This is a genomic window from Halomicrobium urmianum, from assembly GCF_020217425.1.
GTDB classification, from domain to species: Archaea; Halobacteriota; Halobacteria; order Halobacteriales; family Haloarculaceae; genus Halomicrobium; species Halomicrobium urmianum.
On record NZ_CP084090.1, the window covers coordinates 474,729 to 487,073 of the forward strand.

A 12,345-nucleotide genomic window follows, 5' to 3' on the forward strand; every position below is an offset into this window, starting at 1 on the left:
ATGAGTCTGCCCCTCCAGATGTCTCCGCAGAAGTGCTCACGTGGGCAATTCGGCCCGAACTCGACAGCGTATTGGCGAGCCGCCGGTCCCGTCGTTCGCGGTCGCCGCGACGGAAGCGACCCCGCCCCGCGTCAGTACTCCGGATTCTCCTCGGGGACGCCCTCGCGCTCGTTGACCAGTCGGGCCAGCGTGAACAGCAGGTCCGACAGCCGGTTGAGGTACGTGATCGCCGCGCCGTTGGCCGACTCCTCGGCGGCGAACGAGACGGCGCGGCGCTCCGCCCGCCGGCAGACGGCCCGCGCGTGGTGGAGCTTCGACCCCTGGTCCGAGCCGCTGGGGAGGATGAACTCCTCCAGCGGTTCCAGTTCCTCGTTGGCCTCGTCGACGTACGCCTCCACCTGCTCGACGTGCTCGTCCTCGATGACGGGGTCGCCCTCGTCGGGGTCCGGGTTGGCGAAGTCCGCCTGAACGACGTGGAGGTGGTTCTGGACCTCGCGGAGCATCTCGTCGACGTCGTCGTACCCCGTGGGCCGGACGCGACCGACGAGCGCGTTCACCTCGTCGACCGTGCCGTAGGCCTCGATGCGGCGGCTGTCCTTCGACACGCGGTCCATGTTCCGCAGGTCGGTCTGGCCTTCGTCGCCGCGGCCGGTGTAGATGGGCATGCGAGAGGCTGGGGCCGCCAGCGTCTTATAGGCGACTGGGGAGCAGTGACGCCGCCTCGAACGGGCCTCCCGAAAGCGAGAGAACGCGTGCCCACGGTCGAGAAGAAAGGAGGGCCGACAGTCCGTTACGCGGGAGTCAGACCTCGCGGCTCGCGTGTCGTTCGCTTCGCTCACTCCCGCTCGCTTTCGAGGTCCTTCGCTGCGCTCAGAACCTCGCTATTCGAACAGCTCGACGGCCTGCTCGTAGCGGCTGCTCGGCTCCTCCCAGTCGACGACCTCGAAGAAGTTGTCGACGAAGTCGCCGCGGTCCGGACCGTAGTCGTAGTAGTAGGAGTGCTCCCAGACGTCCAGCGCCAGGATCGGGTGACCGCCCCAGATCGCGCCCTGGTCGTGCTTGTCGACGACGACGTTGCGGAGCTGGTTGCTGAAGGAGTCGTACACGAGCAGGGCCCAGCCAGAGGCGTCGCCGGCGGCGGCCTCGAACTCGCCCTTCCAGGCCTCGTAGGAACCGAAGTCCTGCTCGATGCGGTCGCGCAGCGCGCCCTGGGGCTCGTCGCCGCCCTCGGGGGACATATTCTGCCAGAACAGGTCGTGGAGGATGTGCCCCGAGGAGTTGTGGGTCACGTTGCGGATGGCCCCGGCGGAGGAGGCAAAGTCGCCGTCCTCGCGGTTCTCGGCCAGCGTCTCCTCGGCGGCGTTCCAGCCGTCGACGTACCCTTGGTGGTGGGTGTCGTGGTGCCAGGTGAGCACCTGCTCGGAGACGTGGGGTTCCAGCGCGTCGTAGTCGTACGGCAGCGGATCGAGTTCGTAGTCAGACATCGACCGAGTGGAGGGTCCGACTACCCTTGAAGGTAATCTGAAGCGAGTTACAGTTAGCGGGACTACAGGTCCCCCGGCCGGAGAGAGAAGTGGTAAGGAGATAGATATAACTGCAGTTCAGCATAGTTTTTAGTCCGTGAGGGCCGTCGGTAGGGGCATGAGCCGAGTCGACAGCCTGCAGGAGTGCGAGGACTGCGTCCCGCCGGCCGACGCGTTCTCCGTGGTCGCCGACGAGACGCGGCTGGCCATCCTGGAGGCGCTCTGGCAGCTCGAGACGCCCGCGCGGTTCACGGACGTCCACGACGAGGTGGGGCTGCGCGACAGTGCGCAGTTCAACTACCACCTCGGGAAGCTGACGGGCCAGTTCGTCCGCAAGCGCGAGGACGGCTACGAGCTTCGGACGGCCGGCGAGCGCGTCGTCCAGGCCATCCTCGCGGGCTCGTTCACGGAGCACCCGCGCCGGGAGTTCGAACTCGACGACCCCTGTACGGAGTGCGGCGAGCCGCTGGCCGCGGAGTACGAGGACGAGACGCTGGCCATCTCGTGTCCGGCCTGCGGGCACGGCCACGGCGAGTACCCGTTCCCGCCGGGGGGATTCCACGAGCGCTCCGACGCGGAGGTGCTGGAGGCGTTCGACCAGCGCGTGCGCCACCTGCACTGCCTCGCGAAGGACGGCGTCTGCCCGGAGTGCAACGGCCGCATGGAGACGACCATCGCGCGGGAGGGCGACTGCTGTCTGGGGGCGCGCGTCCGGGCCGAGCACGTCTGCCGGCAGTGCCACCACGAACTGTGCTCGGCCGTCGGCCTGGCCCTGCTGGACCAGTCCGACGTCGTGGCCTTCTGCGACGAGCAGGGCATCGCCCTCTCCGAGACGCCCTACTGGCGGTTCGAGTGGTGCGTCGACGACGACCCCGTCACCGTCGAGTCCGAGGACCCCTGGCGCCTGACGGTGGACGTCACCGCCGGCGACGAGCGGCTCCGGGTCACCGTCGACGGCGACCTCTCCGTCGTCGACACCGAGCGCGCGTAGCGCGCGGTTCTTCCTCGTCCTCACTCCCACCGGCCGGCTGTACATGCCGCTTTCCGCTTCCGGTCGCGCGCCGACCGACAGTCTCGCCGTCTCCCGATTCGTCTCAGGTCCGTTTCAGAAACGCGGTCCGGTAATCCGCGTTACATAAACGTAATTCAGATTATGATTATGGTGGCGGCGGCCCGTCGTCTAGACGTGATGAACCGATCCGGTCCAGCGGTCGACGCGGCCGCGACGTACAGTCTCCGGCAGGTGGTCGCGGCGGCTGCACTGGTCTCCGGCGCGGCGGTCGGTGCCGTGCTGGCCGCGGCGAACCCGCTCGTCGCGCTAGGTGCGGCCGCCCTCGCCGTCGGCGTCCGCCGGACGCGCCGATTCGCCAGCCGGCGGCGCCACCCCGAGTGCCCCCGACGCGTGTGCGTTCCGCGGACGGCGGCCTGTCCCGAGTCCTGACGCCCGATCCCGAGCGCGACGCGGCGACGTACGAGAGCGACGACGTCGTCGAGCACCTCGGGGGCCACTACGCCCAGGGCACGGCTAACGCACAGTAACCCCGTCGCCGGTCGGTTCCATATAGCGCTTTCTGGTTTACCACGTGAGAACCGGGAGCTTCAACTGCACCCGCGGAGAAGGCCCTCCCATGGCCGTCGAGCGCTACTGTCCGCGTTGCGGCGAGGATCGGACGTTCTGGAAAGTCGCGAGCACGACGATGCACCTCGGCGAGAAGACCAAGTACCGCTGCGAGGAGTGCAACTACGGCTTCGTCCGCATCGACGACGTCGTCGACACCAGCGTCGAGGCCTGAGACGGTCTCCCTACTCCTCGATAGCTCTCGATACCCCTCTTAGCAGGGGTTTTCGTCGGCCGGAACGGGTTCCCGAGCGATGCCAGCCGAACCCGCCCCCTCCACCGGCGAGGAGCTGACGATGACCGTGGTGACCTACGCGGACGCACCCGACCGCTGTACGGTGTCGCCGCCCGGTCTGTCGGGCGACGCGCGGATGTCGACGTGGCTCAGCGTCGACCGGTCGAGCGTCGTCTCCCGCCGGGAGATGCGCTAGCCAAGAGATTTATCGCGGAGTGACCGTATACCGCCCTCATGACCATCGAGGTGCTGATCGTCGACGAGGACCGGGACGTCCTCGAGGTGACCGAGGCGTTCCTCGGTCGCCACGACGATCTGGCGGTCGCGACAGAGACGGACCCCGAAGCGGCGCTTTCGGCCGTCAGGGACGGTGAGTACGACGCCGTCGTGAGCGACCTGACGATGCCCGGCCTGGACGGGCTAGCGCTGTGCCGGGAGATTCGCGAGAGTCGGCCGGAACTGCCCTTCTTCCTCTTCACCGGCCGAGAGGAGAGCGACATCGACGGCGACGTCGACCCCGTCACGGCGGTCGTCCGGAAGTCGACCGGGACCGACCAGTACGACGACCTCGCCGAGCGGATCCGCGCGGCGATCGGCGGTTGAACGTCTAGGCGTCCGCTCGCGGCAGCGTCAGCGTCACGGTCGTTCCCCCGTCGCGGTCGAACTCGACGGTGCCGCCCATCGACGCCGTGGTCCACTTGACCAGCCACAGCCCCAGCCCTCTGCTGTGTGTGAGCTGGGTTATCTCCGCGTCGCCGACGACGACGGCGAGCTCCCGGTCCGGGATGCCCGCGCCGTCGTCCGAGACGGACACCTCGACGGTCCGGTCGTCGGTCCGGACGCCGACCGCCACGGACGGGGCCTCGTTGTGCCGGACGGCGTTCTCCAGGAGCTCCCGCAGGGCCGTCCGCAGTCGCTCGTCGCCGGCCAGGGCGGTGTCGACGACGTCAGTCCGGACGTCGGCGCCGCTCGACGCCGAGAACTCCGCGGCGACGTCGGCGGCGACGTCCGCGACGTCGACCGGCTCGCGGTCGCCGGAGCGGACCGCGCGCTCGACCTCGCGGGCTCGCTCGCTCATCCGGACCAGCGACTCGGCGGTCCGTTCCAGCAGCCCGACGCGGTCGGCCGGCTCCCCGTCGAGCGCCTCCCGGAGGTAGTCGGCCACGCCGAGGACGACGGTCATGTCGTTGCGCAGGTTGTGCCGGAGGACCCGGTTGAGCACCTGAATGCGCCGCTCGCGCTCCCGCTGGTCGGAGATGTCCGTGTAGATGCCGAAGCCCCACCGTCCGCCGTCGCCGCGGTCGAAGGGGATCCCCCGGAACAGGAAGTCCCGGTAGCCGTCGTCGGTCCGGCGTCGGACCTCGGCGTGAACGATCTGGCCCTGCTCGGCCCGCCGGCCGAGGGCGCGGGCCGTCGCGCGGACGTCCTCGTCCGGCGGGAGGAGGAGGTCGTTGAGGTTCCGGTCCCGGATCGACGCCGCGTCGTAGCCGAACACGTCCTCGAAGGCGGGGTTGACCGACCGGACGCGCGGCCGGCCGTCGACGAACTCCGTCTCGACGACCGGGTCCGGCAGGCTGTCGAACAGGTACGAGAAGCGGTCCTGCTCGTCCCGGAGCCGCTCGCGCGCCCGGCGCAGGTCCGTCCGGTCGCGGACGACGCCGACGACGCCGTGACGGCCGCCCTCGTCGGGGAGCAGCGACAGGTCGATCTCCACGGGCAGGCGGTCGCCCTCGGCGGTCAGCAGGTCCGTCTCGACGGCGACGTCGTCCGCCTCGCCCCCGCGGAGCCGATCGATCGCGTCGTCGATCCCGTCGACGGCGTCGGCATCGGCGATCAGTGACCGCGGCGAGCGGGCCCGCAGGGACGGCCGGTCGTACCCGAGCCGGTCGGCCAGCGGGCGGGTCACGAGGTCGAACGCGCAGTCCTCGTCGAGGACGAACATCATGTCCCGGCCGTGCTCGACGACGGTCCGGTAGCGGCGCAGTTCCCGCTCGCGATCGACGCGGTCCAGCGCGTCGGCCGCGTTCGCCGCCAGGATCTCCGCCATCGAGACGTCGGTCTCGTCGAAGGCGTCCGCCCGCTCGCTGCCGAGACACAGCACCCCGTGTTCGCCGAGCGGGAGGTAGGCCGACGAGCGGTGGGGCCCGCGGTCGTCGTCGTCCGACCGCTCCTCGTGGTCCTCGATCACCAGCGTCTCGCCGGCCTGGAAGGCCTCGCCCGGTAGCCCCTCGTCGACCGCGTACGTGGGGCGTTCGGGCATCTCGTCGGCGACCGCGTCCGTCCTCGCGACCGGTTCCAGAGCGCCCGTCTCCGGGTCGTAGAGGCGGACCAGATTCCGCTCGAAGCCGAGGACGTCCTCGGCCGCGCGGCGACGATGTCGGCGACCTGCCGTGGTCTGTGGGCCAGCATGAGCGCCCGCGCCGTCTCCAGCAGCCCCGACAGCGGATCGTCGGGCTCGCCCGGACACTCCCCGGATTCGCCACCGTCCCGACCGGGACAGGAGTCGTCTCCTGCCACGACGGCCCGGACGCGCTCTCCGGGATCGGTCGTCGACCGCGGGACGTACTCAGTGACCCCGTTGCGGGTGGCTCGCGCAGCCACAGTCCCGTCGGGCTCGTCGGTGCACAGGAGCGCCGGCAGTCCCGGACTGACCTCGCGGACGGTCCGGAGGACCTCCACCCACTCGGCCCCCGGAAGGGACGCCTCGATCACGGCGCAGTCCGCACCCGCGATCCGGTCGCGGACCTCGCCCGGTTCCGTCCGAGTCACGTCGAACTCGCCGCCGAGCCGGGGCCCGTCCGGAGAGCTGACGTGCACCACCACAGTACGCGACATCGAGTCGGATTGCTAACTGACCTCCATCCGGAAATAAGGTCCGCTAATTATAGAAATTATATCACGTCCTGCGTCCGGAGGCAGACGCAGGGAGAGAGGCAACCGCAAGCGACGAACTGCCGAGGACGAATCGCGGGGCGCTACTCCAGCGCGTGCCAGGAGAGTCGCGGCTCGCGGGCGGCGGCGACCTGATCGATCCGCCGGGCGGCCGTCGACTCGGGCGCGTCCGCCAGCGTCTCGTCGTCCTCGGCCGCGACGGCGTCGAACGCGTCGGCCAGTTGATCGAGCGTTCGCTTCGACTCGGCCTCCGTGGGCTCGGTCATCAGCGCCTCGGGGACGATCTCCGGCCACTTCGTCGTCGGCGGGTGGACGCCGTAGTCGAGCATGCGCTTGGCCACGTCGGCGGCGTCGCGGTCGCCCGCGCTGGCGACGAACTCGTGGTGGAACGGACCGAACGGTACCTCGAAGTCGACCTGCTCGGCGAGGTAGTTGGCGTTCAGCACGGCCTTCGCGCTGGTGTCGCGCAGGCCCTCGTCGCCCAGTCGCGCGACGTAGCCGTAGGCCCGCAGCAGCACCTGCCAGTTGCCCTGGAACCCGTGGACCTTGCCGATGGAGCGCTCGGGCTCGGACAGTTCGTATCCGTCTTCGCCATCACGCTCCCGCACTTGCGGCGCCGGCAGGAACTCGGCCAGCTCCTCGGTCACGCCGATGGGGCCGGCGCCGGGGCCGCCGCCGCCGTGCGGCGTCGCGAACGTCTTGTGCAGGTTGAAGTGCATGACGTCGAAGCCCATGTCCCCGGGGCGAGCGCGGCCCAGCAGGGCGTTGAGGTTCGCGCCGTCGTAGTACAGCAGCCCGCCGGCGTCGTGGACGACGTCGGCGATCGCCTCGATGTCGCGCTCGAACAGGCCCAGCGTGTTGGGGTTAGTGAGCATCAGCGCGGCCGTCTCGTCGCCGACGGCGGCCTCCAGTGCGTCCAGGTCCATCCGCCCGTCGTCGTCGCTGGCCAGTTCGACGACGTCGTAGCCGGCCATCGCCGCGCTGGCGAAGTTGGTGCCGTGCGCGGAGTCGGGGACGATCACTTCACTACGTCCGTCGTCGCCGTTGGCCTCGTGGTAGGCCTTCGCGACGAGGATGCCGGCGAACTCGCCCGCGGCGCCGGCCGGCGGCTGGAGCGAGACGGCGTCCATCCCGCCGATCCGGCCCAGGTAGTCCTGCAGGCGGTGCATGACCGCCAGCGTTCCCTGCGCGGTCTCTTCGGGCCTGTCGGGGTGGAGCGCGGCCCGGGAGTCGCCCGCCAGCGCCTCCGTGAACTTCGGGTTGTACTTCATCGTGCAGGAGCCCAGCGGGAACGGGCCGCTGTCGACGCCGTAGTTCGTCTGCGAGAGCCGCGTGTAGTGGCGCGCCAGCTCCGGCTCCGAGAGGGCGGGTAGCTCCAGCGAGTCCCGCGTCAGATCGTCCGGCAGCGGGGAGTCGTCGGTCGACACCGCCGTGGTGTCTTTCTCCGAGAGCAGCGGTTCGTAGCGCTCCTCGTCGTCCGTCCAGCGCGCTTGCGAGTAGTGCATCTCAGGCCACCTCTTCGAACGCCGCGACGAGTCCGTCGGCGTCGTCGGCCGCCGTCTCCGTGACGCAGACCTGTACCTCGTGCTCTCCGACGGCGTGGACCGCGTAGCCGGCCTCGGCGAGGTCCGCCCGGACGGCCTCGGCGGGCCGGTCGGTCCGGGCGACGAACTCGCGGAAGTGATGGCGGTCGTGGACCGGCGCGCGGACGCCGTCGACGGCGTCGAACCGCTCCGCCAGGTCGCGGGCCTCCGTCACGCAGGACTCCGCGAGGTCGAGCAGCCCGTCCGGTCCGAGCCAGGCGGCGTGAATCGCCGTCCGCAGGGCGAGCCAGGCCTGGTTCGTGCAGATGTTCGACGTGGCTCGCTCCCGGCGGATGTGCTGTTCCCGGGTCTGGAGCGTCAGCGTGTACGCCCGCCGGCCGCTGTCGTCCGCCGCGGCCCCGACCAGCCGGCCGGGGACCTGCCGGAGGTACTCCTCGCGGGTGACGAACAGGCCGTGGCCGGTGCCGTACGCCGCGGGGACGCCCAGCGTGTCCGCCTCGCCGACGACGACGTCCGCGCCCACGCTCGCGGGTTCCTCCAGCAGGGCGAGCGCGACGGGGTCGATCCCCAGGCAGAACAGCGCGTCGTAGTCGTCGGCCAGGTCGCCGATCTCCCCGAGGCGCTCCTCGATCGTCCCGCGGACGGTCGGGTTCTCGGCGTAGACCATCGCGACGTCGTCGTCCAGGGCCGCTTCGAGCCCCTCGACGTCGGCGTTGGCGTCGTCGGTGGGGTAGGTCTCGACCTGAACACCTGGGCCGTCGGCGTAGTTCTCCAGCACCGCGCGCTTGCCCTCGCGGAGGCGCTCCGGCACGAGGACGCGGTCGCCGGAGACCGAGCGAACGCGCTGGGAGAGCGTCGCCGCCTCGCCCAGCGCCGTCGCGGCGTCGTACATCGAGCAGTTGGCCACGTCCAGGCCCGTCAGTTCGACCAGCATCGACTGGTACTCGAACAGGGCCTGCAGGAAGCCCTGGGCGATTTCGGGCTGGTACTGGGTGTACGAGGTGAGGAACTCCGACCGACTGGCCAGGTCGTCGACGACCGCCGGCACGTAGTGGTCGTAGTGGCCGCGGCCGAGGAACTCCGTCAGGTCGTCGTTGCGGGACAGCAGCCCCTCGACGTGCCGGCGCGCTGCCCGCTCCGAGCGGGCCTCGATGCCGAGCTCGCCGTCGAACGCCACCGATTCGGGGACGTCGAACAGTTCGTCCTCGCTGTCGGCGCCGACGGCGGACAGCATCGCCGCCGTGGCCTCGGGGGTGTGCGGTGCGTACGGCGTGCCGCGGGACTCGCCCGCGGCGCGTGAGTGGTCCGTCATGGTACCCGGGGGAAGATGGGCGAGAGTAGCCCACGGGCGCATATGAGCCTATCCTTCGGAGCGTCCCGGGTCGAGAGGCGACGAGCGCCGTACCGGCGTCGTCACTCGATCTGGTCGCGGTACGCCTCTGGCGAGAGCAACTCGTCCAGTTCGTCCTCGTCGGCCGGCTCGACCTCGACGAGCCATCCCTCGCCGTAGGGATCCTCGTTGAGCAGCTCCGGCTCGTTCTCCAGCGCCTCGTTGACGGCCGTCACCGTGCCCGAGATCGGGGCGTAGACGTCCGAGACGGCCTTGATCGACTCCACGACGCCGAAGTCCTCGTCCCTGCTCAGCTCGTCGCCCGCCGCCGGCAGCTCGACGAACACCACGTCGCCGAGCTCGTCCTGCGCGAAGTCGGAGACGCCGATCCTCGCCGCGCCGTCCTCGAGGCGGACCCACTCGTGGGACTCCAGGTACCGGCAGTCGTCGGGTACGTCGAAGCTCATCTGTTCAGAAAGGGCGGCACGCTCGTACGTGCTTTCTTCGGTTCGCCCCGGACGACCACGCGGACGATCTCGTCGGGGGAGGTGTACTCGGACGGGAGGTAGGCCAGCGCGATCGGGTCGCCCAGCGTCGGGCTCATCGTCCCGCTCGTGACGTGGCCGAGATGCTCGCCGTCCGGCGTCGTCACCTCGTATCCCTCGCGGGGAACGCCGCGGTCGATCAGTTCCAGCCCCACGAGCTCCTCGTCGGGCCCCTCCTCGTACTGCTGCTCCAGCGCGTCGCGGCCGACGAACTCCGTGTCGAGCTTCACGACGAAGTCGATCCCGGCCTCGTAGGGCGTCCGGGGCTCGTCCTCGGGGTCGAAGTCCTGTCCGGAGAGCAGGAAGCCCATCTCCAGGCGGAGGGTGTCGCGGGCGCCCAGCCCGCAGCGCTGGACGTCGAACGCGTCCCAGACCGCCCCCGTCTCGTTCCAGGGGACGAACAGCTCGAAGCCGGCCTCGCCGGTGTAGCCCGTGGTCGCGACCAGGGCGTCGACCCCGGCCACGGTGCCCTCGGTCACCTCGAACCGGCCCATATCGTCGACGTCGAGGTCCGTCTCGTCGGCCAGCAGGTCCGGGGCGTCCGGTCCCTGCAGGGCGATCAGCCCGTACTCCGCGGTGCGGTTGTCGACGCTCACGTCGAAGCCCTGCTCGTCGGCGTACTCCTCCCAGCGGTCGACCGCCTCCTCGTCGTGGCCGGCGTTGGGGACGAGGAGGAACTCGCCGTCGGTCGCCTCGGGGAGGCGGTAGACGACGGTGTCGTCGAGCATGACCCCGTCCTCGCGAGTGGCGGCCGCGTAGTGGGCCTCGCCCGGGTCGAGCGCGGTCGCGTCGTTGGTGGTCAGCCGCTGGGTCAGCCGCTCGGCGTCAGCCCCAGAAATGACCACTTCGCCCATGTGCGAGACGTCGAATCGGCCGCACGCCTCGCGGACGGCGGCGTGCTCGGTCCGGATCGAGTCGAACTCCACCGGCATGTCCCAGCCGCCGAAGTCCGTGAACGTCGCCCCGGCCGCGTCGTGCGCGGCGTGGAGCGGTGTCTCTCTACTCATACGGCCTCTGACGCCCGGACGCGCCTTAGTGTTGCTCACCGAGTGGCGTATCGAGCCACGCTCTGTCGACGCCGTAAACCACCAATTGCTATACCAAATACCTGCCAGTCGGTCCGGGCCGTGCACAGACTCGGTCGCATCTGTGGGCCGTCTCGGCTGCGATATCGGCAGATACGCTGACTGTCGCGCGTGCGCGCGATAGTACCCATGCGTTTGCTGTCGGCGCTGTCCGATCTGAACCGCGACTCGCCGCGCCCGCTGTAGCACCTCGACGACGAATCCGAGTCCGAGACAGCGGCCGAGTACGTCGAAGCGTTGCGGGGCGACGTCTCTGATCGGCCGCTGCAGAAATCGATCTACTCCTCGTCAGCGGGTTCGGGCGACAGCTCGCCCGACTCCACCAGATCGAGGAAGGGGTTGTCCCGGACCTCGGCCGGCAGGTCGACGCGCCCGCGGCGGCGGACGGACTCGTACCCGCCGAAGATGACCCGGGCCGTCTGGAGCCCGATCCGGCCGCTCAGCTGCGACTCCTCGCCGGAGGAAAGCGCCTCGACGACGTCCGCGACGGCGCGGTCGTGGAACCGAGAGCCGAAGCGGCCTTCCTCGTCGCCGGTGGCGTGCATGGTCTCGCCGTCCACGTTGACGACCCGCTCGTCACCGTCGGCCCGGAGTTCGAGCATCGGTCCGCCCTCCACGTCGATGCGAATCTCGCCGTCGGACCCGCGCAGCGACATCGCGCAGTCGAGGAAGTCGGTCCCCTCGCCCGTTGACATGACGCCGTAGACGCCGTTCTCGTAGCGCCACTGGGCCCAGATCTGGTTCTCCTGGTGGACGCCGAAGCGGCGGTCCTCCTCGCGGTAGTCCAGCTGGGCGATGACCCACTCCGCCGGGTCCTCGCCGTTGAACATCCCCGCGAGGTCGACGGTGTGCGCGCCCGTGTCGAAGAAGTCGCCCCAGGCGATCTCGACGCGCCGGAGGTCGCCGATCGCGCCGTCCTCCAGCAGCCGCTTTGCCTCGGTGAAGGGCTTCCCGAAGCGCCGCTGGCGGTTGAAGGTGAGCTGGACGCCCAGTTCGTCGCAGGTATCGACCATCCGCTCGGCCGCCGCGAGGGTGTCGGCCATCGGCTTCTCGCAGTGGACGGCGTCGACGACGCCCGTCTCCGCCAGGTCGACGACGACCTGCTCGTGGACGTCGGGGGGCACGGTGACGCTGACGAGGTCGGGTTCGACGGCCTCGGCCATCGCCTCGTAGTCCTCGAAGACGTTGCCCTCGTCGATGCCGAACTCCTCGGCGAAGGCCGCCGCGTTCTCGGGGACGATGTCCGCACACGCGACCAGTTCGCAGTCGGGGTGGTTGCGGTAGGCCTCGGCGTGGCGATAGCCCATCGCGAAGCTCTCGACTGTCGGGTTGGCGGGGTCGGGACCGGTTCCGACGACGGCGACGGTGTATCGGCTCATGAAGCGTGCGTTGCTATACCACCATCGAGGGTATAGTCATTTTGTAATATTTCGAAAGAGTTGACGGTCCGGCGGTGGAGGCGCGCTCGACGGCCGGCAACCACTCGTCTCGCCATCAGCCCGGGCGAGCGGGTCCGGTCGAGCCGACGGGCAGCGCTGACGGTTCGCTCGCTCAGACCCGTTCCGTATAGCGA

The 12,345-nt window shown here is 70.0% G+C and carries 14 protein-coding genes; 6 read left to right on the top strand and 8 right to left on the bottom strand.

Annotated elements, in window-relative coordinates; genetic code table 11:
- Window positions 1-131 precede the first annotated feature (131 nt).
- Both LCY71_RS02290 and sod read right to left on the bottom strand, forming a co-directional pair.
- Complete coding sequence (locus tag LCY71_RS02290) at window positions 132-665, bottom strand: cob(I)yrinic acid a,c-diamide adenosyltransferase (RefSeq protein WP_225334747.1); 534 nt, start codon at window positions 663-665, stop codon at window positions 132-134.
- A gap of 216 nt (window positions 666-881) precedes the next feature.
- Window positions 882-1,484: a superoxide dismutase [Mn] gene (gene sod / locus LCY71_RS02295; protein ID WP_225334748.1), complete on the bottom strand. Its 603-nt coding sequence runs from the start codon at window positions 1,482-1,484 to the stop codon at window positions 882-884.
- A 157-nt stretch (window positions 1,485-1,641) separates the two neighbouring features.
- On the opposite strand from sod, the gene LCY71_RS02300 reads away from it, so the two are divergent.
- The 6 genes from LCY71_RS02300 to LCY71_RS02320 all read left to right on the top strand — a co-directional run bounded on the left by LCY71_RS02300 (window position 1,642) and on the right by LCY71_RS02320 (window position 3,979).
- Window positions 1,642-2,514 carry a winged helix-turn-helix domain-containing protein gene (locus LCY71_RS02300; RefSeq protein WP_225334749.1) on the top strand — a complete coding sequence of 291 codons (873 nt, stop codon included), beginning with the start codon at window positions 1,642-1,644 and terminating at the stop codon, window positions 2,512-2,514.
- A 195-nt stretch (window positions 2,515-2,709) separates the two neighbouring features.
- Window positions 2,710-2,964, top strand: coding sequence for a hypothetical protein (locus LCY71_RS02305; protein WP_225334750.1), 255 nt, complete (start codon window positions 2,710-2,712; stop codon window positions 2,962-2,964).
- Window positions 2,928-3,062 (top strand): hypothetical protein, encoded by a 135-nt coding sequence (locus LCY71_RS21370; protein ID WP_263654217.1) that lies wholly within the window; start codon window positions 2,928-2,930, stop codon window positions 3,060-3,062. The genes LCY71_RS02305 and LCY71_RS21370 overlap by 37 nt, the downstream gene beginning before the upstream one ends.
- 89 nt (window positions 3,063-3,151) lie before the next feature.
- Window positions 3,152-3,316 carry a DUF7838 family putative zinc beta-ribbon protein gene (locus LCY71_RS02310; protein WP_225334751.1) on the top strand — a complete coding sequence of 55 codons (165 nt, stop codon included), beginning with the start codon at window positions 3,152-3,154 and terminating at the stop codon, window positions 3,314-3,316.
- A gap of 79 nt (window positions 3,317-3,395) precedes the next feature.
- A complete protein-coding gene (locus LCY71_RS02315; protein WP_225334752.1) occupies window positions 3,396-3,572 on the top strand; it encodes a DUF7511 domain-containing protein in 177 nt (58 codons plus the stop codon).
- 38 nt (window positions 3,573-3,610) lie between these two features.
- On the top strand, window positions 3,611-3,979 hold the full coding sequence (locus LCY71_RS02320; protein ID WP_225334753.1) for a response regulator: 369 nt from the start codon (window positions 3,611-3,613) through the stop codon (window positions 3,977-3,979).
- A gap of 4 nt (window positions 3,980-3,983) precedes the next feature.
- On the opposite strand, the gene LCY71_RS02325 is transcribed toward LCY71_RS02320, so the two are convergent.
- The 6 genes from LCY71_RS02325 to LCY71_RS02350 all read right to left on the bottom strand — a co-directional run bounded on the left by LCY71_RS02325 (window position 3,984) and on the right by LCY71_RS02350 (window position 12,151).
- A complete protein-coding gene (locus tag LCY71_RS02325) occupies window positions 3,984-5,843 on the bottom strand; it encodes a PAS domain S-box protein (RefSeq protein ID WP_225334754.1) in 1,860 nt (619 codons plus the stop codon).
- A 508-nt stretch (window positions 5,844-6,351) separates the two neighbouring features.
- Window positions 6,352-7,773: an aminomethyl-transferring glycine dehydrogenase subunit GcvPB gene (gcvPB, locus tag LCY71_RS02330; RefSeq protein ID WP_225334755.1), complete on the bottom strand. Its 1,422-nt coding sequence runs from the start codon at window positions 7,771-7,773 to the stop codon at window positions 6,352-6,354.
- Window position 7,774: 1 nt separating this feature from the next.
- Complete coding sequence (gene gcvPA / locus LCY71_RS02335; protein WP_225334756.1) at window positions 7,775-9,124, bottom strand: aminomethyl-transferring glycine dehydrogenase subunit GcvPA; 1,350 nt, start codon at window positions 9,122-9,124, stop codon at window positions 7,775-7,777.
- Between the two features lie 101 nt (window positions 9,125-9,225).
- Window positions 9,226-9,609 (bottom strand): glycine cleavage system protein GcvH, encoded by a 384-nt coding sequence (gcvH, locus tag LCY71_RS02340; RefSeq protein WP_225334757.1) that lies wholly within the window; start codon window positions 9,607-9,609, stop codon window positions 9,226-9,228.
- Window positions 9,606-10,694 (bottom strand): glycine cleavage system aminomethyltransferase GcvT, encoded by a 1,089-nt coding sequence (gene gcvT, locus LCY71_RS02345; RefSeq protein ID WP_225334758.1) that lies wholly within the window; start codon window positions 10,692-10,694, stop codon window positions 9,606-9,608. Before gcvT ends, gcvH begins: the two co-directional genes overlap by 4 nt.
- Window positions 10,695-11,050: 356 nt before the next feature.
- The gene (locus LCY71_RS02350) at window positions 11,051-12,151 is read right to left on the bottom strand and encodes a Gfo/Idh/MocA family protein (protein WP_225334759.1); all 1,101 of its coding nucleotides are present in this window, start codon (window positions 12,149-12,151) and stop codon (window positions 11,051-11,053) included.
- Window positions 12,152-12,345 lie beyond the last annotated feature (194 nt).

Bases quoted from the DNA above. Each gene is read 5' to 3' on its own strand.
- LCY71_RS02310 (WP_225334751.1), top strand. From the start codon at position 3,152: ATGGCCGTCGAGCGCTACTGTCCGCGTTGCGGCGAGGATCGGACGTTC.
- LCY71_RS02290 (WP_225334747.1), bottom strand. From the start codon at position 665: ATGCCCATCTACACCGGCCGCGGCGACGAAGGCCAGACCGACCTGCGG.
- LCY71_RS02350 (WP_225334759.1), bottom strand. From the start codon at position 12,151: ATGAGCCGATACACCGTCGCCGTCGTCGGAACCGGTCCCGACCCCGCC.
- sod (WP_225334748.1), bottom strand. From the start codon at position 1,484: ATGTCTGACTACGAACTCGATCCGCTGCCGTACGACTACGACGCGCTG.
- LCY71_RS02320 (WP_225334753.1), top strand. From the start codon at position 3,611: ATGACCATCGAGGTGCTGATCGTCGACGAGGACCGGGACGTCCTCGAG.
- gcvH (WP_225334757.1), bottom strand. From the start codon at position 9,609: ATGAGCTTCGACGTACCCGACGACTGCCGGTACCTGGAGTCCCACGAG.
- LCY71_RS02315 (WP_225334752.1), top strand. From the start codon at position 3,396: ATGCCAGCCGAACCCGCCCCCTCCACCGGCGAGGAGCTGACGATGACC.
- gcvPB (WP_225334755.1), bottom strand. From the start codon at position 7,773: ATGCACTACTCGCAAGCGCGCTGGACGGACGACGAGGAGCGCTACGAA.
- LCY71_RS02300 (WP_225334749.1), top strand. From the start codon at position 1,642: ATGAGCCGAGTCGACAGCCTGCAGGAGTGCGAGGACTGCGTCCCGCCG.
- gcvPA (WP_225334756.1), bottom strand. From the start codon at position 9,124: ATGACGGACCACTCACGCGCCGCGGGCGAGTCCCGCGGCACGCCGTAC.
- gcvT (WP_225334758.1), bottom strand. From the start codon at position 10,694: ATGAGTAGAGAGACACCGCTCCACGCCGCGCACGACGCGGCCGGGGCG.